This is a genomic window from Streptomyces pyxinicus (assembly GCF_024753135.1).
Lineage (GTDB): Bacteria > Actinomycetota > Actinomycetes > Streptomycetales > Streptomycetaceae > Streptomyces > Streptomyces pyxinicus.
Genome location: NZ_JANUGP010000015.1, coordinates 42,844 through 65,694 on the forward strand (window position 1 = coordinate 42,844; position 22,851 = coordinate 65,694).

Here is a 22,851-nt window from a genome sequence, read left to right on the forward strand (position 1 = left end):
ACGGTCGTTCTCAACGTCAAGGAGGACCTTGGAATGCCGGCACCGATCACCGACGAGCAGAACCGCCTGGACCGCGAGGCACTGCTCGACGCAGCGGAGAGGCTCTTCTACGAGCGGGGCATCCAGGCGGTGGGTATGGACGAGGTCCGTGCGGCATCGGGCCTGCCGCTGAAGCGGATATACCGGTTCTTCGCGGCGAAGGAAGACCTCGTGGTGGCGGTGCTCAGGCGTCGCGACCACCGGTGGAGGGGGAACCTGGCCGCCCACGTGGAGCGGGTTCCGGATCCCCGCGAGCGCGTGCTCACGGTCTTCGACTGGCTTGCCGAGTGGTTCGGAGAACCCGGTTTCCGCGGTTGCGCCTGGATCAATGCCTACGGCGAACTCGGCCCCTCGTCCGAGGCGGTACTGGCCGAAGTCCGTTCGCACAAACAGGCGTTTCACGACCAGATCGCGGCGTGGGTTCACACCACCGGGCTACCGGTGGTTGAACCCGTCTACCTGCTCGCCGAAGGAGCCATCGTGACGGCCGGCATCAGTGGCGACTCGGCCCCAGCCCGTCACGCGCGCGCAGCCGTCGCGACGCTGCTCGGGACGACGTGATTTCCGATCGCACCGTCAACAACCTCATCGCCCGCGACACCTGGGGATCACGCACCCCCCGACCCCGTCACGGACCGGCGGCGGGCAGGGCCCTGACCCAGAACCGTTACCGACTGTCATGCACCGACTCAACGGGGCGCCTCAGCAGCACGACACCCGCGTCCGACGGACCCATGTCATGTCATCCACGTCCACGGCGACGCGCCGCACGGTCTGACCGAGCGGCTCGACGGAATCGCGCCGCACGCGGACGCCGCCGCCCTGCTGCGGGAACCGCCGCCCCGGAGAGGTCCCGCACGTGGCCGAGGACCGCAGGCGGGTCCTCGCCCCGCCCCCGATCGTCGCGCACGCGTGCGGCCGGCCCTCCCCGTTCCGATGCGGGCAGAAAGCGGGCACCGCGACTCCGCCGAGGTGACGTTTCGTCAGCTTCCCGGGTGGGAGTAAGCAAAAGGTGGAAGGTACGGTCCTTCTCATGTGTGACGCATGTGGTCCTCGCACACAGGGCAGTCGCCGGGGCAACGGTCCGGTCGCTTATGGCGTCTTCCCTCGTGGGCGGCGAGCCGTTCGCCGCCGGGTGCAGCGGACCGGGAGTGGCGACTGGTGGTGCCGCACGCACCGTGGGGGTGGTGGGAAGGGCTCCGGCCGAGCCGGTGCCGCGAAGCCGGTGAGGTCGGTGGCTGTGCCTTCCGTAGCGCCCGGGCACGGACACTTCGCGGAGCAGTGCGGCACGACCGGTCCCCCCGCGAGCCCTTTCGAGCGTCCCCTTTTCCCCTTCCCACCCGTCCGGCGCCGACCCGACGGCGCCACTGAACATCTGACAGGTAGACCATGCACATAGCCCCCTCCCCTGACGCGGCGCGCGCCGATCACCGCGCGGGGGTGGCCTCGGCCCGGCGGCAACGGCTCTTCGCCGGCCGGGCGGCCGAACTGCACCTGCTGCGGGACTCGCTGCTCGGCACGCCGCCGAGCTGCCAGGTGCTGTGGCTGCAAGGGATGGCCGGTGTCGGCAAGAGCACACTGCTGCGCCGATTCGTCGCCGAGGCGCGGGAGGCGGGCAAGGCGGTCCGCGTCGTGGACATGCGCAGCACGGCACCCACGCCGGAAGGTTTCCTCGGCGCGCTGGAGGCGCCCGGCGGGCCAAAGGACCCGGAACTGCTCGTCATCGACTCGGGGGAACTGCTCGGCCCCCTGGAATCGTGGCTGCGGGACGTCTACCTGCCGGGACTGCCCGTCCGGCGCCCGGTCCTGGTCGGCGCCAGACGGCCGCCCTCGGCGGAGTGGCGCACCGATCCGCAGTGGTGGGACGTGCTGCACACGGCTGTGCTGGGCCCGATGAGCGACGCCGAGGCGGGAAGGCTGCTGCGTGACCGAGGTGTGCCCGAAGCGACCGTTCCGTCCCTGATACGGGCAGCGTACGGGCTTCCCCTGGCTCTCGCGCTCTTCGCCGAGGCCCGCCAGCAGGCCGAGGCCGAGGGGGTCGGACCGGCCGGCACCCTGGAGGAGTCGCCCGAGCTGGTGGGTGAACTGCTGCGCCTGCTGCTGCGCGAGAACCTCTCCCCCACTCGGAGCGACGCGCTCGCGGTACTCGCCCTGGCCCGCGTCACGACCGAGGAGTTGATCCGGCACACGCTGGGCGTGCCGGTCGCGGAGGCGCACGCGCTCGGGAACTGGCTGCGCGGTCTCTCCTTCGTCGAGAGCACCACCGAGGGCCTGGTGCCGCACCCGCTCGTGCGCCGGGCGCTCCTCGCCGACCTGCGCTGGCGCGGGCTGGAGAAGTACGAGCGCCTGCACCGGGTGCTGCACGCCCATGTGACGGAGCGGCTGACGCGGCGCACCGGGGGACGCTGGGCACTCGGGGCGGGCCTGGCCCACCTGGGCAGCGTCAGCCGGGCGGTGCGGGAGGCGGTGGAGTGGGAGGGAACGGACCGGCTGCACGTGCGCTCGGCCCGCCCGGAGGACAGGGACGCGCTCCTCGACGTGCTCGGCACCGAGTACGGTCCGGCGGCAGCCGCCACGGCACGTGCCTGGTGGGAGCGGCAGCCGTCCGCGTTCTCGCTCGCGGAGGAGGGCGGCGCCCTCGCCGCCGTCCTCGTCGCCCCCTGGCTGGAGGCGGGGGTGACGGAGCTGCCCGACGACCCGGTCGCGGAGGCGGCGCTGGCCCGTACCCGGAAGCGGGCGCCACTGCGACGCGGCGAGCGGATGCTCCTCGCGCGGTGGAGCACGGGCTCCCCGGCGGCGGCGGCCTTCGCGCTGACGACGTTATGGGCGACGGTACCGCGCCTCGCGGTGAGCTGGACGTGCACCCACGCGGGGCAGTCCGGGCTGCCCACGCTCCTCGGCCTGTACGGGCAGTGGCGCGAGGCCCCCGTGGCGGGCCGGGAGGGCGAGGTGGTGCTCCCGTACGTGCAGGACTGGCGCGGCACGGGCTTCGTCGCCTGGGCGAGGGCGCTGTGCGAGCAGTTGCTCACCGACGACCCCACGGCGCCGACCGCCTCGGCGAGCGGCCCTCCGGAGGCCGAACTGCCCTGGCCCGCTTTCGCCGAGGCCGTCAAGCACGCCTATCGCGACGCGCGGGACCTGCGGCTGCTCGCCGACAGTCCGCTGCTCGGGACGCGCCTGGTGCCTCCGGGAGGAGACGCGGCCGCGCTGCGCGACGTGCTCGTGCAGACCGTGGAGCGGCTGTCGGGGTACGCGGGGCAGCGGCAGCTCGGCGAGGTCCTGGAGATCACGTATCTGAGCGGGCCGCGCAGCCAGCGGGCGGCGGCCAGCCACGCGCGGCTCTCCTTCAGCACCTACCGGCGCCGTCTGACGCAGGCGCTGGCGAAGGCGGCGGAACTCCTGCGCGAGCGGGAGCTGTACGGTGTCGAGGCCCGGTGAACGGGACGGTTCCGTACGGGCGTCGGGGCCCGCCGCCCCGGTGTGCCGCCGGTGAAGGACTCCGCCGTACGGCACCGCCGTGCGCAGTGAGCAGCCCCTCCCCCGCCGGACCGGGCGGGAGCGAGGCGGTGAAGTCGGGCGCGCGGGCGACCGGCTGTTGGCAACTGGATCATCGTTGACTTGGGGATGAGCGTTGAGTGACACAGAACAGGACGACGCGAAGCGACGGCAGAGGGCGCGGTTCGTCGACGCGCTGACGAAGACGGCACAGCAGCCGGGGGGCCGCTCCCGGGTGGGCACGAAGGTCGCGGGAGCGGCGGCCGTGCTGGCCCTCGCCGCCGGGGCCACCTTAGGCTTCGGCGCCTGGCGCAGCTACCAGTCCGACCAGGACGCGAAGGAGCATCTGGCCGCCGAGAAGGCCGCCCAGCAACGGCGGATCGTTCCCTCCGCACCCCCGGCGTCGCCTTCAGCGAGCGAGGAGCACAAGAAGGAGAAGAAGACGGCGCCGGCCAAGCGGCCGGCGGCCGGGGCCGGGGGCGGGGGCGGGGCAGCGGTTCACGACGTGCCTTTGGTGGAGACGGAGTCCTCCCACTCGCCCAGGGCGAAGGCGAAGTCGAAGCCGAAGAAGCCGGCCAGGGGGACAGTCGACAAGCTCCTGTCGGCGGGGCATTCCCGCGTGCTGCTCAAGAACGCGAAGAGCGGCATGTGCGCCGATGTCACCGGCTACGACGGAGGCCGGCCCGACGACAGCATCATGCAGTACTACTGCGACGGGACGTCCAACGACAACCAGGTGTGGAGCCTGGTCGTGCGGGGCGCGGGCAAGGGGCCGGGCGGCTCCGACCTCGTCTCCTTCGTCAACATCAAGGACGGCCTGTGTCTGGACCTGCCCGGATACGCGGGGCTGCCGGCCGGCTGGGGCGCCGTCGAGGGGACCTGCAACACCGCGACCCCCGACAACCAGCAGTGGTGGCTCGACCCGGCGGGCGGCGGCACGGTGCGCGTTCGCAACCGGGCGAGCGACAACCTGTGCCTGGAGGTCAAGGACGACTCCACGGAGCGCGCCGCGCAGCTCCAGCTCGACAAGTGCGGTACGGACGCCGACAGCCGCTGGACCGTGCTGAGCTGAGCGGGGCCGTGCCGGGCTGAACGGAGCGGCTGTCATCGCAAGGGCCCCGGCGGGGGCGAATCCCCGTCGGGGCCCTTGTGTGTCCCCGCCCCGGGCGGGCCGTGCTCACCTCCCCCGGGGGCTCGGCGTCAGGGTGTCCAGCGGGAAGCCGGAACCGCCCGTCAGCTCGGCGCAGCGGTCGGTGCTCAGGCGCCCGGCCAGGCCCGCCATCCTCTGCCACGTCTGCTGCGCCAGGGCGTGGTGCCCTTGCTCTGCCTCCCGCAGGCGGTGCGCCTCCTCCGTGACCTCGCCGAGTTCACGCGCGGCTTTCTCGTGCTTCTCGGCGGCGGTGCGGTGGGACTTCTGGATCTTCGCGAGAGTCAGCCAGTTGGTCTCCGTGGCCTTTTCGGCCGCCTTCAGCTCCTCGTCCAAGTGGCCCAGCTCCTCGGTGAGCCGGTCGATGTCTTCGCGCACCGTCTCCAGCGCGCCTTCCCTCGTGCCGAGTACGCGCACTGCCTCGCTCCGGGCGTCCTCGGCCTCGCGCAGGGCGCGGACCGTGGCGTCCGGGACGGGCGTGCCGTCCGGGACCGGGGCGGCGGCCTTCTGCGCCAGATCCAGGTGCTCCTTCGCTGCGTCGAGCTTGCGCTTGGCCTCCTTCACCTGGTCCTCGCGCGCGGGGATGTCCTCCTCGGCCCGTTTCAGCCGGTCTGCCACGTCCCCGCGCCGGTCGCGGACACCGGCCTCGGTGGACCGGGCCTCCTCGTACGGCGTCTCCGCCTCCTCCGCGAGGACCCGCAGCCGCTCGCTCTCGACCGCGGTCTCGCTGGCGGCCGTGCTCAGGCCGTCCAGCCGGGCTTCCAGGGGCTGCCGCTGCTCCACGGCCGTCGCCTCAGCAGCGGTCTCGGCGGTGTACGTGCGGCCGGCCGTGCGCAGTTCCTCCCAGCCCGGCCGGGTCGTGACGGTGACGTCGGCGAGGGAACCGTCGGCGTCGAGCGGCCAGAACCGCAGCCCGGTGGCATCGCGCACGGCCAGTTCCACCCGGCGGTGGGCGATCTCGGCGACGCGGGTACCCACGTAGAGGGCATGGGCGAGGACGGAGCCGTCAGGGTCGTCGCCGAGATCCACCCACAGCTGCACGTCGTCCGGTTCCGGGGAGAGGCCGGAGGCGAGCACGCGCGGCAGTTCGGTGGCCGGTTCGCGGCTCCAGGCGCGGGGATCGGCCGCGTCGTGCGCCGGGGCGACGCCCGCCTCGCCGGGGTCCGCGGGCGCGGGACGCCGTTCGCGCAGTAGCGCGGCCATGTCGTACGCCCAGGGCTGGGACGGCGTGGTGATGACGCCGTAGCCGAGCAGGTCGCGTTCCCCGGCCCGCACGGTGACGCTCCCCGTCACGTAGCGCACGCCCTCCGGTCCGCTGACGGTGACGACCACGTCGGCGTGCGCGAGGTGCGTGTAGGTGTCGCCGCCGGAGGCGGTGCCGGTCTGTACGCGGTGCTGGGCGCCGGTGGTCACGTTGCTGTCGGTGCCCCGGGTGACGGGCTGCCCCGAGAGCAGGGGCTGGCCGCCGCCCGTCACGTAATGGTTGCGCCGGGTGGCGCTGAACGCGAAGCGCTGGCCGAGTTCGAGGCCCTGGCTGCTGCTCGCGGTGCTCACGTTGACCCGCGTGCGCGTCCTGGCGCTGTCCGCGGCGATGTCCGAGGTGCCCGGCGCGAAGGGGCGCGGGGCGTAGAGGCTCACCTGGAGCGAGACGCGTGAGCCGTTCTCGCTCAGGACGGGCCAGCTGCCGGGCATCCGGGGATGGAGGCCGGCGGCCGTGCCCGGCGCGGTAAGCGCCGCGCCGCGTCCGGCATGGGCGAGTTCGGTCAGGCGCGCGTCGGCCGCGTCCGGGTTGCTGTCGGCCGTCAGGCCCCAGTGCCCCGCGACGCCGGGCGAGACGGCGCGGATCGCCTCGGCCAGTTCCGGGAAGGCGTTGAAGTGGCTGAGCGGGGTGGTGCCGGTGGGCACGAAGCGGGGATGGACCCGCAAGGGGCGTTCGTCCTCCGCCCTCTCCTCGTCGGCCGGCGCCAGGCGCGGGTCCTCCTCGCTCACGCGCGGGCGCAGCGGGGTCCACTCGGCGGTGGCCTCCGCCGTCCGTTCCCCGGTGGCGTGGGCGAGGGTGTCCGCCGCCGCGAAACGCAGTGCCACGTCGGCCGGGACGGTGACCTCCTGGGCGGGCACCCCGCGGAGGAGGCCGTCCAGGGCGGCCCGGGGCACGGAGTTCTCGCCCCGGTTCGCCACCGCCGTCAGCGCCCGGCCGAGGAGACCGCCGAGCAGGTCGAACACGTCCGACGGGATGAGGGCGGTGCGCACCGAGGCGGTGAGGCGGTAGCCGACACGGTCGAAGTCCGCGACGCTGTCGGTGCGCTGCCAGAAGCGCTCGTCGGCGGTGCGGTCGGAGCGCCGGGTCAGCGCGTGGCTGCGGCTCGCGGAGGGCAGCGCCGACCAGCGGTCCGTGTAGCCGGTCGAGCGCACACGCGGGGCGCGCAGCCCGAGGTCGAGCAGGCCCGTGACGACGCGCGAGACGGTGTCGCTCTCGATCCTGTTCCCGGGCGCGTGCGTGGACTGCTGCTCGATGCCCGTCTTCTGCGCGCCGGGACGCCCCTGGACGCGGCGCAGGGCCGGGGTCTGGGCCTCGGTCTCGGCGTGCAGCGTCAGTTCGACGAGCTGGGCGTCGGCCCGGGCCCCGTAGCGGAACCACAGGCTGACGGAGCCGCGCGCCACGAGGGCGCGCAGTCCCGGCGGGGCGGTGAGGTCCGCGATGCGGGAGGCGACGCCCGGCAGGTGCGCGATGTGGCCGGGCCGGGTGACGCCGGGGGCGACGCGCTCCACGAGCTGGATCGCTTCCCGTCCCAGGCGGTCGCGGCGCGGCCTGCGGGTGATCGCGTCGTCGAGTTGCGTGACGGCGAGGACGGCACCGAAGCCCGGGGCCCGGGTGCGGGCGAAGTCGTCGGGCAGCGGCACCGTCTCCGACGGGGCAGCCGGGACGGCCACTCCCTCGATTCCGGCGAACCAGCGTGCCTCACGCAGGAGTTGCGTCGGGGAGAGCCGGAACTGGACTGCGCGCGGTACGTCGATGGCGAGCGTGATGTCCTCCGCGCCGCCGAGGCCGACGGCGTTGCCCAGGACGTTGGCCGTGCCGCGCCGGACGGTGAGCAGCAGCGTGAGGTCCGCCGTGACGAGGTGCTGGCCGGCTCCTTCCTTGGCGCCGCGGATGGTGGCGCTGGTCGCCGCGACGTCGTCGAAGTGCTCGCCGCGGTGCGTGCGCGAGAACGTGCCGCCCAGGTTGCCCTGGATGATCCGGGCCACCGTGCCCTGCGGGGTCGGGCGGGCGGCGCCGCGCTGAGCGGTCAGCTCGAAATTGCCGGTGACGGCGCTGCCCCGGGTGCGCCGCGTGGCCGCGAGGTCCGTCGCGTTGACGTCATTCCGGCCCGAGACGGGGAACGTGGCCTGCACCGTCGGGTGGTGGAGGTAGCCCCTGACGTCCACGGCGAGGTGCCGGTCGGCGCCGAGCCCGGGCAGGACGATCCCCTCGGCGGTGTAGACGCCGTTGAGGATCTGGTGGGCGCGTGCGAGGAGGCTCGCGACGCGGAGCTGCTGGTAGGCACTCTCGTTGGCGAAGGCGCCCCGGTCGCGCGGGTCCTGGCCGGCGAGGTGCGCGCCGGCCGACGAGACGAACGGCAGGGCGGCGGCCCCGCGCGCGAGGGCACCGGCCACGTGGCCGAAGGTGCCGGGGTCGGGCCGCCCGGGGTACGTCCCCGCGGCGACGAGGCGCAGCGCCTCCTGGATCGCCTCGGAGCCCCGGAAGACGTCGGCGGTGGCGTCGTCGGGAAGCCGGGTGACGCCGGGCAGCGGATTGCCGTCGGCGTCGACGAGGCCGAGCCGGGTGCGGTCGCTGTCCTGTCCGGGACCGGTGCGCGGCGCGCGGATCGTGTACGCGGGCACCTCCGGCACCTCGCGCGGTCCGGCCGGGGCCTCCGTACCGGTGCCGGTCTCCGGGGCCCGGGGGGCGCCCGGCTCCGTGCGGTGGTACGAGACGGCGAGGCGGACGGTCGCGGGCGCGGTGCCCGGCGGGGCCTGGAGCGGCCGGGGGACGACCGCTTCCTCGGTGCCGGCACGCTCGCGCGCGGTCTCCTCGGTGCCTTCGGTGCGGGTGTCTTCGGTGTCGTCTGTACCTTCTGTGCGGGTGGTGCCGGTGCCCTCGGTGTCGTCCGCGCGGGTGGTTCCCGTGCCCGGCGCCGTGTCCGGGCGCGGCGGGAGGTCGCCGAGCCGGATGGTCTCCGTGCCCGGCGGGACGTCGAGGCCCGGCGTGTCCTCCTCGGTCTCCGTATCGATGACGACCCCCTCGAAGGGCGGTGTCCCCGTCGCGGGGCGCGGCGGCGCGGGGGGCTCGGCGAAGCGGGCCACCGGCTCCGGCGACGTGCCCTCGTAGAGGTCGAGCGCGACGCGGGCGGGCACGGCGAAGACCTCCGTGCCGTCTTTCGAGTTGACCAGGATCTGCTCGGTCGCCACGGTGGAGCCGGCGGTGGCGGAACGGGTCCACGTGCGGTTCAGGACGCCGTCGACGCCGTAGTCCACCGCCCAGTTGCCCGCCGGCTGGCGGGGACCGCCGCCGAATCCGGCGCCGGTGCCGAGCACGCTGGAGCGCTCGCGGGTGCCGCGCGCCTCGTGCGAGCCGGTCGTGGTCGTGCCGACTTCCGGCAGCCGCAGCTCGTGACGGGCGGCCGGCGCCCCCGTCTCCCCGGCGCGTGGTACGCGGTCCCGGGTGACGGTCAGGCGCAGTTCGGCGCGGGTGGTGCCGGTCCTCGTGGGCAGTTCGAGCCACAGCGGCCGCCCGCCCTCGACGCCGTCCGGCAGCGCGGCGGCGCGGCCGATCGCGGAACGCAGTTGCTCGAAGCGCTGGAGGTTGGCCAGCTGGGCACGGGCGCGCCGCGCCTGGAGTTGTCCCTCCCACCCCCGGTGTTCCAGCGGCGGCAGGTAGTGGAGCTCCCGCAGCCGCCTCTCGGCGCGGTCGAAGATCTCGTCCACGCCGTCGAGGGTGAGCGGCACGGCCGTGTAGCCGATGGCGGCGAGGCTGTCGAGGTGCGGTGGCAGAGCGCGCAGTTCCTCGTCCGCGGGGGCGGCTCCCGCGGCGGTGTCCTGCGGCAGCAGCCGGAGCCGGACGCTCTCCTCGCCGCGTTCGACGCGGACGGGGCCCTGCATCCCGCCGCCCGCGCGCAGGAAGGTGAACTCGTAGGTGACGGCGGCCGGGGTCAGCAACTGACCGCGGTTCGTGGTGAACCCGTGCATCAGCCCGGCCTTGGAGCCGGTGGTGAGCGTGTCGCCCGACTGCCAGGAGCCCAGGAACCTGCCGTACACCCGGCCGCCCCAGCGGTCGGCCGCGCCAGGGTGCCCGGCCGCCGTGCTGGCGGTGAAGCCGGGGGCCACGTTGACGTTGAGTCCCGCGCCGCTGACGACGCGCGCCGTGCGGTCGGTACCCGTGCTGTGCGTGAACCGGATTTCGAGGGACTTGTCCCCATCGGCCGTCCGGGCGGACGGCTCACCGGGCGTGACGACGGCGCGCACGCGGACGAGGCCCAGGGCCGTGCCCCGGTCGTCGGTGAGGAGCGGGGACATGACGCCCCGGTCACGCTGGAGGTGCAGCGAGCCCCGGTTCAGCTGCTCGTCGAGGAAGTCCTCCAGGGCCTGGCGTGACCCCTCGCCGAGGTCGCGCAGCCCGGGAAGCTCCGGGTGGCCGAGGACCTGCGCCGGGCGCAGATCGGTGTCGAGCACGTCCTCGACGCCCCACAGCGGGAAGGTGTCGAGCCCGGCGGCGCGCGGCAGCGTCACCGCTGTGCCCTCCGCGCCGATCCGGTTACCCGGGAACCAGAGGTACATCGGGCCGTGGACGCGTTCCTCGCCCCAGCCCTCGGCGTTGTCCGCGCCGGCGTCCACGCGGACCTGCCAGACGGCGTCGAAGCGCACGGCGCCCGCGTCGTCGCCCGCGCGCTGGAGGACCTTGACCGACAGGCTCTCGCTGAGGCCGACGTTGAGCGTGCGCTGGCGCAGGGTCACGCTCGGCGCCACCGTGACGGCGACCCAGCGCACCGGGCCCCTCAGCGGCTCGGGCAGCATGACGTGGGGCAGCGTGAAGGTGCGAGAGGTGCCGGAGCCCTGCGTCGAGGTGAGGGCCTGGACGCCCTCGCTCTGCCGCTCCAGGCGCCGGGTGTGCGGCAGGTTCCGGGTGATGCCGGTGCGCAGGTCGGGGCTCGGCGCGGTGAGGCGCAGCCGTACGTCCACGGTGTGTGCGACGTCCCCGACGCGCACCGTGAGGCGGTGCCCGCGGCGGCCACGGACCTGCGGAAGGTTCTCGGCGATCTCGGCGGAGCCCAGCGCCTCGTCCAGGCTGGTGCGGACCTCCTCCCGCGTGCTGCCGGGCTCGATCCGCAACGCGGTCATGATCTGCGCGCGCAGGCCGTCCAGCACCTCGGCGGAGGGCAGTTCCCATGCCACGAAGCCCACAGAACCGTCGTGGCGCGTGCCGTAGGCCTGGATGTACGGCGAGAAGGCGGGCAGCGTTTCGGTGGTCTCGCGGGTCTCCGTGGTGACGGGCGGCTCGGTGGTCTCCGTCGTGGTGACCTCTTCGCGGGGCGGGAGCAGGGTTTCCGTCTCCCTGGTGGTGCCTTCCTCGTGGGGCGGAACACCGGTCTCGCGAGTCGTGACCTCCTCCCGGGGGCCCACGACGGTCTCCGTCTCCGCGGTGGACGCCGCCTCGCTGGGCGGAACACCGGTCCCGGTCTCCCTGGGCGTGGTCTCCTCCCGTGCCGGGACGACCGTCCCGGTTTCCGGCGTGGTGCCGGTCCGGGCCGGGGTCTCCTCTTCGGTACGGGGGTCGAGCGGCGTGGTGCGCGGGGCCGGGGCGGTCTCCGCCGGGTGCGGGGCGGGCGTGGTCCGGGCCGGGCGCCGGCTCTCGGGCACCGGGCGGGTCTCGGTGCCGAAGAAGGTCTCCGGCACCGTCCGCGCGGGCGGGGGCGCCGTCGTCGCGGCGGGGCGCACGGCGGGCGGGGGTGGGGTCGTCCGGGCCGTGCCGCGGGCGGCATCCGTCGCTTGTGTGGCGGACCACAGCGCGGTGAGGGGGTTGTCGGGCGGGGTCTGCAGCAGCACGGCCTCGCGCCCTTCGCGGGGGCCGACCGTCCAGGTCCGGCCGTCCGACAGGAGGACGGTGAGGCGGAGCCCGAGCACGGGAGCGGCCACCGCGAGCGTCAGCCACTCGGAGGCGACGGCCCCATCGCCCGACCGGACCCCGGCGACGAGGTCGTCCGGCTCGGCCTCGGGGAGCAGCGGGACGCCGGGCGAGGGGCTGTCGGCGGGCAGCCCGAGCGTGCGCTGTGCCTCGGGCCGGGCGAGGTCTGCGGCGAGCTTCTGCGCGAGCTCAGTCCGCAACTGGCTCGGAGTGGCGAGCGGTTGGTCTTCCACGAGCGCTGCCGTCTCGGCCGGGGCCACGGCGATCAGCACGTTCGCCAGCGTGTCGCCGCCGGACAGGGTGTTCACGCGCTCGAGACCCCACTCCTCCAGGTGGGCGTCCTGCGTCGCGCGCACGTGGGCCTCCGGGTCGGCGGGGTCCTCCCGCACGGCGACAGGGTGCTCGTCCGCCGGAAGGGGCACGGCACGCTCGGCCGCCGGGACCGGTGCGCGGGTGACCGGCACCGTCTCGGGGGCCGCCTCGTCCGAAGGCGCCGTCTCCGTCCCGGCGCTCCTCTCCTCTTCCGGCGCGGAGCGGGTCCCCGCTTCCGGCGCGGAGCGGGTCTCCGCTGCCTCGTGTTCCTCGGCCCGGCGGCTCATCTCCTCGAACATGCGCACGATGTCGGCGACACGGTCGCTGCCCGCCGGTGCTTCCCGCGTCGGGGCCGGGGGCGTGGGCGGGGCGAGCAGGACGTCGGAGGAGCCCGAGGCCGCGCGCTCGGGGACCGGGGGTGCCTGCCGGACCTCGCCGCCCTGGCGCGGGGCGGGCAGGCGCAGCGTGCCGGCGCCCGCGGCGTAGAGCATCCCGTGCAGCGTCCCGGCGGTCACCGGGCCGGGCTCGATGCCGGACTGCCGCGCCGAGGCGTGCGTGAGGTCTTCGAGTTCGTGCCAGGTGAGCGGTTCGGCCCCCTGCCACAGGCGCTGCCGCTCCAGGGCGCCGAAACCGGCGAGGAGGGCATGGAATTCCTCCTGGCGCTCGGGGTGCGTGTCGATGTCGAAGCCGTGGGCGAGACGCAGCGCGCGCACCCAGCGCAGGACGCGGGTGGTGCGCCGCGCCGTGTCGGCCGGGAGCCCGGCGAGGTCCGCGAGCGCGCCGAGACGCCGCCCGTCCGGCTCGGGCAGGAACTGGTACCACCGGTACCGGGGCCGTGCCGGGTTGTCGACCTTGACGACGCGCGCGGGGTTCCCGTCGTGCGCCTCCTCGATGGCGACGGGGGCGTCCGAGGCGAGCACGGGGTGCCCGGTCTGGTTGGCGACCTCCTGCGCCGCCGCCGGGCGCACGAGCGGGTCGGCGCCCGGCCGCACCATGGCGATCTCGCACCACAGGAGCCACAGCGGAACGTCCGGCGCGAGGCGTTGGACGCTGGGCCGGCGCGCGAGCACGCCGCCGAGTTCGCGCGGCGGGACAGCGTGGTTGGCGTCGGTGCTGCGGCGGGGCAGGACGATGCGGCCGCGTTCGCCGTGCCCGATGGACACATACGCGCCGCCGAGGCCGCGCGGCAGCAGAAGCAAGGGGCCCGAGGCGCCGCGCGTGAGGCCGGGGATGGCCTCCAGGTCGTCGTAGTAGTAGAGCATGTCGGAGACCTGGCGCAGCGCCTCCTCGCGGCGGGCGACGTCGCCCTCGTCGGGGTGCGCGCGGCCGGTCAGCTCGCGGCCGTCCGAGGTGACGATCGGGTACGAGCGCACGTCCTCGTCGGTGAACGTCGTGCCGTCGCTGGCCTGGATCGTCGGGCCGGCTGCGGGGACGAGTCCGGGGTCGCCGGGGACCCAGAGGCCGACGGGGACGGTCTCGTCGTCCGCGACCGGTGGGAAGGCGAAGAAGCGGACCCCGTCGGCGCCGGGCTGGAGCCGGTAGGGGCGGGTGACGCCCCACGCGCGCGTCCGGGCCGCGTCCGCGACGAGCCGGGTCAGGACCTCCGAGGTGTCGCCGGTGCGGGGCACGACGCCCACCACGACGGCGGCGTCGGGGTCGCGCCACGGGTCGGCGGCGATGAGCGCGGCGAACTCGTCCTCGTCGAGCGGGATCGTGCCGCCGTTGCCGAGTGCCACCAGGACGCCGCCGCTCGCGTCGTCGCGCTCGGCGACGACCACGTGCGGGCGGGTCCCGGTCCAGGGGCCGGGAGCGGCGTACAGGAGGCCGTCGTCCCCCGGCGCGAGGACGCGGCCCGCGTCCAGCGTGAGCCCCGGGCGCCTGGTGAGGTTGCGGCCGAGGAAGCCGCCGTGGGCGTCGGTGAGCACCGAGCCGGGCCCGAGGGCCCCCAAGCGCCCCACGCGGTAGGCGACGAGCGAGGGCAGGTCTCCCGTCCACCCTGCCCGGGAGGCGCTGGAGACCGTCTGCAACGCCTCCATGCGCCGCTGCGGGCCGATCCGCTCCCCCGGGTCCACGCGCAGGACGCGCCGGGCGACCGTGTCGAAGTCGAAGGGAGTGCCGGTGAAGCGCGGGGTGGCCTGGTGGGCGCCGACGAGTGTGTGCAGCGCGGTGTAGAGGGGCAGGAACTGGCCGCTTCCCTCGATGCCTGCGCCGAAGGCGCGCCGCAGCACGCCGGCCATGCGGGGATCGATGGCGGCCCGCGCGGCGGAGCCGTCCCCCGCGGGCGGGGCGAGGTGCCGCACCGTGCTCCCGGGAGCGGTGCGCGGCACGAGGGGGTGGGGCTCGTCGGCGGAGGCGACAGGGGCGACGGGGGCGGGCGCCGGCGCCGACGCCTCCTCCACGCGGGCCCAGAAGGCACGGAAGGCGGTGAGGGTGAGCGGGTTGTCGAGGCCGTCGCGTGCGGCGGGGCGTCCGGGGCCGTAGACGCGCTGGAGGAGGGGCAGGAGCGCGGGGTCGTGCTGTTCGACCCAGTCGGCGCCGTTGTTGCGGCGGGATCCGGAGAGTTCGTCGATTCCGGCGTTGGCCGCGTGGTAGGCGGTGGTGAGCTGGGCGAAGTACTCGTGCGGGTCAGAGGAGGAGTAGTTGGGGAAGGCGCCGTCGGGCCAGTGGACGGACTCGCCCGCGGCTTGTGCGGCGCGCTTGGCGTCGTAGACCTCCTTGATCCACTGCCGGTCGGCCGCGTCCAGGACGGACTCGACGGCGTGTGCCCACTCGTGGCGTGCGCTGGAGTAGCCGTCCGCGTACGTGCCCGCGCCGTGGACCGTGGCGGGCTCGCCGAGCAGGTTCTCCTCGGGCACGCCCGCGCGCCCGCGGGCGTAGCCGCCGCGCGCCGTGGTCAGCGAGCGGCCGGGGGTGCCGTGGAGTCCGTGGAAGGCGTCGAGGTCGGTGAACGGGACGACCCGGGGTACGACGAGGAGCTGGCGGCCTGTGGTGAGCAGGGCCTCGGCCACATCGGCGTCGGCGGTCATCTCCTCGACCAGGCGCTGCGCCTCGGCGCGCGCCTCCACCGGGTCGTGGACGCCGTCGGGCACCACGACCAGCCATTCGGCGGCCAGCTGCCGGAACGCGTCGTCGCCCAGCGTCCCGCGCAGCTGCCGCACGAGCGAGGAATCGGCGACGAGTCGGGCGCGCTCGCCCGGTGCGAGGGCCGCGACCCGCGCGGAACGCTCCCGCGCGCTCATGCCGGGCAGAGCAGCGGCGAGCGCGGCGAGCGCCGGGGGCAGCTCCGTGGCGGACGACGGCACGGAGGACGGTGCGGATCCGGGGCGCGGAGACTCGAAGCCGGCCCCGCGCGGCCGGTCGAGTACGGGCGCGGGGGGCGCGGAGTGAAGGACGGGGCCGCCCACCGGCGGCAGGTCGCGCCGCGCACGCGCCTCGTTGTAGGTCTCCAACGACACCTTCGCGAGCGTGGCCGACTGGGCGATGACGTCGTCGTCGCGTGAGTCGGCCGGCGCGTACGAACGCACCTCCACCCGCACGACCGCCGGCACGATACGCGCTTTCCCCTTGTGGTCGGGGTTGCTGTCCAGCTCGTCGAAGTCGGAGCGGACCTCCAGCGCCTCGTACTGCCTGACGGCGCGTGTGGGCCGCTCCCGGAGCAGGTTGTCCAGGTACTCCCCGAGCGTGGGCGGATCCTCGGGCCCGAGTTTCCGCAGCGGCTGCGCCAGGGGATCACCGTAGAGGTCCAGGGCACCGGCCATCTCCCGCGCCAGGACATCCGCCTGATCCTCCAGGAACGCGCGCGGCGCCACACCGAGCGAGGCGCGGACAGCGCCGAGCGAATCGCGCGAGGTCGCAGCGGCCCAGTCCTTGGCGTGGCTCCCCGGGCGGCGGCCCCGGAAAGCAGCCGCCGCCTGCACATAACCCAAAGTGAGAGCGCCCACGAGGTCCGGCAGGTCGGACGCCGGGACATTCGCTCCGTACTCGGGGTTCGCCCTCAGCCAGTCCAGGAAGCGCTGCCCGCCCGCCTCACCGCGGACGAGCGCCTGGTGGCCGTCCTTGTGCGCGGCCTTCAGCTCGGCACCGGCCGCCGCACGCATGTGCTCCAGCACGTGCCTCAGCAACTCCGGATAGCCGGCGACCGGTACGGCCACCGTGTGATGCACCAGCATCTGTGCGGAAGGGTGCTCCTGGAGCGACAGCCCGTCCGCGTCCATGTCGACCGTGTAACCGTGTGACTTGGGGAAAATCTTCGAGAAGGCGATGGTGGGGGCCGCGTTCGCGATCCGGTACAGAGCGTCCCGGAAAGCGGTCTCCACCGCCTCCGGCTCGGCGCGCCCGTCGTCCTCGCCGTGTACCAGGGAACGCGTCGGGCGCGAGACGATCTCCAGGACGGCGTGCTGACCCACGTGGTCGATGGTGATGTCGAGCAGGCCGTTGACACTCACCAGTGTGTCGAACGACCGGTCGTCCACATGGTGGGGCACGGCCACGCGCATGAGGTGGACCTCGGCCTCGAAGCCGCGCGCCGGAGCGAAGCCCTCGACCTCGACCCGGTGCCCGGGCACCGGCAACAGCGGCAGGGCGCTGGCCCGCCCCAGATCACGTGGCCGACGGCCTTGAGCGGGCGCGGGCATGGCCGTCGCGGCCGCCGACTCCGCCGCCCGCTGCCCGATCGCCCTCTTGAGACGACTGATCGCGTCGTCGCGGGAACTCTTGCCGCTCTTGGTCCCCTGCCACGACTCGATCTCACGCGTCACACGATTACGCAATGCGGCCTCGTCCGCCCCGCCCCAGCCCTCGGCGAGCCGGCGCACCGCGCGGTCCACCGACCGCAAGGGTTCGGAACGACGCGCAGTGCCCGAACTCTCCAGCCACCTCTCGATGATCTGAGGCGGCCGGCCGGAGGCGGAGGACTGCCCGGGAGCATGTGGTACGAGACGCACCGGCTCCTCGCTGTCGTCGCCGACGACCCGCGCGGAGGGCGTCTGCGCGGGCGTGTGCGCCGTGGGCGCGACGGGCGCGGGGACCGGCTCGTCCGTGGTGGGGGCGAGCCTGGCGGGCGCGGAGTCGGGCGCGCCGACGGGCTCGGCGTTCGCGGGCGTCGGCTCACCGGTGACGGAAGTGGGCCGTGTATGCGCGGACGTCGGCTCACCGGTGACGGAAGTGGGACGTGTATGCGCCGGGTTCGGCTCACTCGTTGCCGGAACGGACTCGGCAGAGGCGGGCGCCGGCCGGCGCGTGGCCGGGCTGGGATTCGCCTTCGCGGGTGTCGGCTCGTCCGTCGCCGGACGCTCCTTCGCCGGGTCGGAGGTGGGCCGGGCGGGCGCGGTCGTCGCGGGAGCGGCAGGGGCGGGCGCGACGGTCCCCGCAGCGGGTTCGTCCGTCTCGGGTGCGGGCTTGGCCACGGCGGGAGCCGAACCGTCCGCCTCGGACGTCGACCTGATCCCGGCAGGGATCGAATCGCCCACTTCGCGCTTCGGTTCACCCTCCATGGACGCCACATCGTCCGGGCCCCGCGTCGGCATGTCCCCGGAGGGGGTTCGCGTCTCGTCGGAGGTCGTCCGCGCCGTGGTGCGCTCGTCCGCGGCGGTGGTGTCGCGGGGAGAGGCTTCCTTCGATGCCGTGTCGCGTGTGGATTCGCCCTTTCGGGGCCGCTGCTCGTGGGAGGCGGCGGGGTCGGAGGCGGGGGCGGCCCGCTCCCCGTCCTTCACCGGCACGGCGGTGGCTCGCGTACCCGCGTCCTTCCCGGTCCTCGTCGCGGGGGGCGGCGTGCGCGTCTCCTCGTCAGTGGTCCTCGCCGCCGCGACCTCCTCGACGCGCTGCTGGAAGCGCTCGCGGAAACGGGACACGTCACCGCCGGGACTCCATGCCCGCTCGGCGTGCTTGGCCCAGCCGGCGGCCTCCTTCGACGTCATGCCATGGCTCTCGCCGTACCGCCGGACGAGATCACCCCACTCCCCAGGAGTGCGGTTGGCCACCCGGCTGTCGATGGCCCGGTCCAGCAGACGACTCGCCACGCCGTCCTCGACGCGCCTCCACCCCGACTCGTCGCCCTCCATACGCGCCTCGCGATAAGCGGAGCCGAAGCGCGCCGCCTCCTTCGCGTCGAGACCCTGCCCACGCGCGTACCGCTCCATCGCCCTGCCCCAGGCGTCCGGCGACAGCTCCGCGATCCGCTCACGCTGCCCCTCGTCGGCGACGGGCTTCCGCACCGGCTCGGCGACGGGGGCCTTCTCCGGCTCCGAGACGGGGGTCTTCTCCTCGTGGACGCGGTCGCGGGTATGTCCGTGGACACCCTGGTCGTCCTTCAGGATGCCCTGATCCCGCAGGACCCCTTCGTAGACGTCGTGCCCGGACGGCGGCGCCGACACGTCCTCCTTCTTCACCGGCCGCGACGCGGGGGCGTCCTCGGCAGGCGCCGGAGCCCCCTCGGCGGGAGCCGGTGCCTTCGGCTCGTCCCCCACCGGACGCGACGTCTCCCCCGCCACGCCCTCCTGCCGCTTCGCCCCGATCTCCTCGACGCGCTGATCGAAACGCTCACGGAAACGAGCGACGTCCCCGCCCGGGCCCCACGCCCGCTCCGCCTGCTTCGCCCAGCCGGCGGCCTCCTTCGGCGTCATGCCATGACTCTCGGCGTAACGCCGGACGAGATCACCCCACTCCGCCGGGGTACGGTTCGCCACCCGCTGCGCGATCTGCCGGTCCAGGAGCCGTTGCGACAGGCCTTCCTCCACACGGCTCCACGCCGCCTCGTCGGTGTGCGTCCGCGCCTCGCGGTAGGCGGAACCGAAGCGGGCGGCCTCGTGCGCGTCGAGGCCCTGGCCCCGTGCGTACCGCTCCATCGCCCTGCCCCACTCATCCGGCGAAGCGGGGTTCTTCCGGGCGACGGGCTCGTGCCCGTCGTCGCGGTGGCGGGGGTGGCGGCCCTGGCTGTCGTCCAGGGTCCCCTGCTCCCGCAGCACGCCCTCGTGGACTTCGGGTCCGGACGGGGCCGCCGACGGGTCCTTGACCGGACGGGGGGCGGGCGCCGGGGTGCTGTCGCCGCTGTTCCTCGGCACCGGGACGGACGACGTGTCGTCGTGGTCCCGGGCGGGCGGGGCCACGTCGGGGGACTCGTTCCCCCGGGCCGGGGCGGGACCGCGCTCGTGGGCCGGAGCGGGAGGGGGCTGCGTGTCCGCGCCCTTGTTCCCGTGTATCTCGTCCCACAGGTCGTCGCGCTTCCGGTTGTTGAGCGAGTCCAGCCAGTCCGGGACGGACGAGCGCTCGGGTTCCGCGAACGTCACCCGGACGTCGCCGGACCGTTCGGGCACGAGGCCGTCGTCGCCCGTGAATCGCCATGAGCCGTCGCCGTGCTCGTCCTGGTCCTCGCCGCCCCGCTCCGTGCGCCGGTCGCGGGCGTCGTCGTCCCAGCGGCCGTCACGCCCGGTCCGGTCCCCGTGCCCGCCGTCCTTGCCGCCGCGCGCGTCGTCCTCGCCGTCGCCGAAACCGGTACGCGTGGTGCGCGAACCGTCGCCACCGCTCCCCCGGCCCGCGCCCGCCTCGCGCGAGCCACCCGAGCGCGAGCCACCGGGAGCGGCGCCCTCGCGGGTACCGCCACCGGTCCCCAGACCGTCGGCGGGCTTCGGGCCCACCGACGAGGAGGTGTCGTCCCGCGTCCGGGAGCCGGTCACGCGCTGGTCGTCGTGCTGCTGTTCGCGGCGCGCGTCGCCGACGGCATCGAACCAGGCCGAGGCCGCCCTGCGCTCGGCCGCGGAGTCACCGGTGGCCCGCGCCCGCACCCAGTCGTCGTGCAGCTCCCGGGTCTTGGCCGCCGGCAGCCCGCTGCCCCGGGCGTCCTCCCACATCGCGTCCAGGCGGTGACGGTTCCACCCAGGGCTCTCCCGGAGGGGAGAGGCGCCGAGGCCCTCCTCCCGCGAGCCCGGCTCGCCCACGCGGCTCGCACCGTCGCCGTCCCGACCGGTACGGCTCTCGTGGCCACCGTCCTCGCCGTCGCCGAAACCGGTACGCGTGGTGCGCGAACCGTCGCCGCCGCTCCCCCGGCCCGCGCCCGCCTCGCGCGAGCCACCCGAGCGCGAGCCATCCGGAGCGGCGCCCTCGCGGGTGCCGCCACCGGTCCCCCGGCCGTCGGCGGGCTTCGGGAGCACCGACGAGGAGGTGTCGTCGTGCCCTGGGGTCCTGGGAATCCGCTGGTCGCGCATGCCGTTCAGCTGCTGCTCGCGGCGTGCGTCGCCCAGGGCGTCGGCCCAGGCGGAAGCGGCTCGGTTCTCTGCCGTCTTGTCCCCGGAGATACGGGCGTCCACCCAGTCGTCGTACAGCGCACGCGTCCTGCCCTCCGGCAGACCGCTGTCCTGGGCGTCCCGCCACATCCGGTCCACACGCCGCTGACTCCACCCGGGGCTCTCCCGCAACGGAGCGCGTCCGGTGCCGTCCGAATCCGCCATGGGCTTGCCCACGCGGCTCTCGCCCTCGGTGCCGGTCCTCTTCGCGCCGCCGCCGTCCGCGCCCGGCCCACGCCGGTCGCCACGGGCCGGCGGAGCCGAGTGCGTCTCATGGCCGTCACCGGTACGGGACGTGCCGGGGACGGACCGCTCGCCTGCCGAAGACTGCTGCGTCCGCCCGTCCGAGTCGGGACGGCGCGCGGGTTGAGGCGTGGCGGGCTGGTCGCCCGGCGCCGGGCGGGAAGCACGCGGCGAACCGTCGCGCGAACCCGCGTCGTCCGTGGCACGGGGGCCGCCGCCCGGTGCGGAGGAACCCGGACGATCGGCGCCGCCGGACTGGCGCGCCGGGTCGCCCGTCACCCCGTGGTCGCCGCCTCGGTTGGCCGGGGGCTGCGTGACGTGGTCCGAGCCGCCGCCCGTGCGCACGCCCTCGGCCGGGTCGCCGTGCCTGGGCGGCATCGGGACGCCCTGGTCGTCGGTGCGCTCGGAGTGGCCGCCCGTGGGCGGGCGTTGGGTGACGCGGCTCGTGTCGTCGCCGTGGCCGCTCGACCCGCCGGGGCGGTTGCCGGGGCGCTCGGACGCGGGCGGCGGCACGATGGCGTGCGTGTCCCCGCCGCGCCCGCCGGTGCCCGGCAGCGGGCCGTCGCCCTCGCCACGCTCACCGCGCGCGGGCGGGGGCGTGTCGCCGTGCGTCACCGGGGTGGAATGCGAGCCCGGGTCGCGGGCGGGCGGCGGTGTCACCGAATCGCCGCGTACGGGCGTCCGCGACGTGCCGTCGCTCCCCGGACGTCCGCCGCCCGGCGTCGGCCCGACAGGCTCCGTCGGCGGCGTAGTCGTACCCGGCACCTGGTCCCTGACCGGCGGCTTGGAGACGGGGGCGTCGCCGCGTGTGCCCTCGTGCTGCGTGCGGTCGCCGCCGGGGAGGCCGGGCGCCGGCTTGCCCGGCTCGCGGGCCGGGGGTGCGGACTGCGGCCTGCCCTGTTCCGGCGTGGGCGGCGGCACGGTGCGCGAGCCCTGGTCGCGGCCGCCCGCGCCGGAGCCGTCGCCGCCCGGGAGCGGGTGTTCGGTGACGCGGTCGCCCGGGGCGGGGCGTGGCGGGGTGCCCCCGGCAGCCGCCCCGTCCGGCTTGCCCTGCCGGGGGGTCGTGACCGGTGGGGGCGTGGAGCGCGCGCCGTCGCCGCCCGAGCGGTCGCCCGGGGAGTACGAGGCTTTCTCGGACTCGGTCCTGGTGGTGAACGGGGCGGGTGCTCCCGTGGTGCGCTGGTTTCCGGAGTCCTCGCGGCGCGACACGGGGGGCGGGGGCATCCCGACGTCGTGCGTGCGGTTGCCGGTGGCCGGGCCGCTGCTCGTGGGCGTGGAGTCGTTGGCGGAGACACCGCCCCTGACCGGCGGCACGGCCTTTCCGGAGCCGCTCGGCACGGAGTCGTTGCCGCCGCGCCTGCTCTGCGCGGGCGCGTGGGTGAAGGAGCTGTCCTTGCCGCCGCCGGGGGCCGTGGTGAAGCCACCCGTGTGGTCGGTCTTGGGGACCGGCGGGGTCTTCACCGGCGGACTCCCCTTCGGTATGCCGCCGGGCGAGCCGGGCTTCGGCACCCCGTGGTAGCCGCCGAGGCCGCCGGCGACCGCGCCGAAGCCGCCGCCGATGCCGAGGGTCAGCGCCTCGGAGCCCCAGTCGATGTCGTAGTCCGTGTGCGCGATCCCGGCACCCGCCGCGCCGACGCCCAGGTCGAAGGCGAGGCCGGAGGCGGAGCCGATCACGGCGCCGCCGACCGAGCCGACGACGGCGCTGCCGACCGGGCCGAGCCGGCCCGCCATCGAGGCGATGACCGGGATGAGCCGGGCGATGAGCTGTCCGATCATGGCGAGCACGCTTTCGAGGAGCGGCCCGAGGTAGAAGAACACCGCGCTGAGGAGGGCGCCGAGGATGTCCGCCCACATCATCGCGTTGAGCTTCTTCGCGTACTCCGCGGCCGCCTCGTGGAGCTTGTCCGCGTACCGGTTGATCGTCTGGCCGATGGTCCAGGCGGTCTCGATCGCATCGTCCAGGTTCTTGGCGGTCGCGTCCGACCAGGCGCGCCGGGCCGCGTCGCCCGCCGCCCCCGTCCACTCCATGCCCGCCACGTCCGAGTCGACCGCGACCCGGCGCTCGTGGAGTTCGTCCCCGAGCTTGATCCAGGCGTTGCCCAGGGCGTAGATGTCCTCGATCTTGATCGTGTTGAGCACGGAATCCGCGGAAGCCATAGGAACGCCCTCCTTGGGCGTAC

The 22,851-nt window shown here is 75.0% G+C and carries 4 protein-coding genes; 3 read left to right on the top strand and 1 reads right to left on the bottom strand.

Annotated features, from left to right (window positions below; genetic code table 11):
• Nucleotides 1-33 precede the first annotated feature (33 nt).
• The 3 genes from NX794_RS20225 to NX794_RS20235 all read left to right on the top strand — a co-directional run bounded on the left by NX794_RS20225 (nucleotide 34) and on the right by NX794_RS20235 (nucleotide 4,606).
• A complete protein-coding gene (locus NX794_RS20225; RefSeq protein ID WP_258780003.1) occupies nucleotides 34-600 on the top strand; it encodes a TetR/AcrR family transcriptional regulator in 567 nt (188 codons plus the stop codon).
• 828 nt (nucleotides 601-1,428) lie between these two features.
• Nucleotides 1,429-3,477 carry an ATP-binding protein gene (locus NX794_RS20230; protein ID WP_258780004.1) on the top strand — a complete coding sequence of 683 codons (2,049 nt, stop codon included), beginning with the start codon at nucleotides 1,429-1,431 and terminating at the stop codon, nucleotides 3,475-3,477.
• A 193-nt stretch (nucleotides 3,478-3,670) separates the two neighbouring features.
• Nucleotides 3,671-4,606, top strand: a complete 936-nt coding sequence (locus NX794_RS20235) for an RICIN domain-containing protein (RefSeq protein ID WP_258780005.1) — start codon at nucleotides 3,671-3,673, stop codon at nucleotides 4,604-4,606.
• A gap of 105 nt (nucleotides 4,607-4,711) precedes the next feature.
• On the opposite strand, the gene NX794_RS20240 is transcribed toward NX794_RS20235, so the two are convergent.
• Nucleotides 4,712-22,828 (bottom strand): hypothetical protein, encoded by an 18,117-nt coding sequence (locus NX794_RS20240; protein WP_258780006.1) that lies wholly within the window; start codon nucleotides 22,826-22,828, stop codon nucleotides 4,712-4,714.
• Nucleotides 22,829-22,851: the final 23 nt, after the last annotated feature.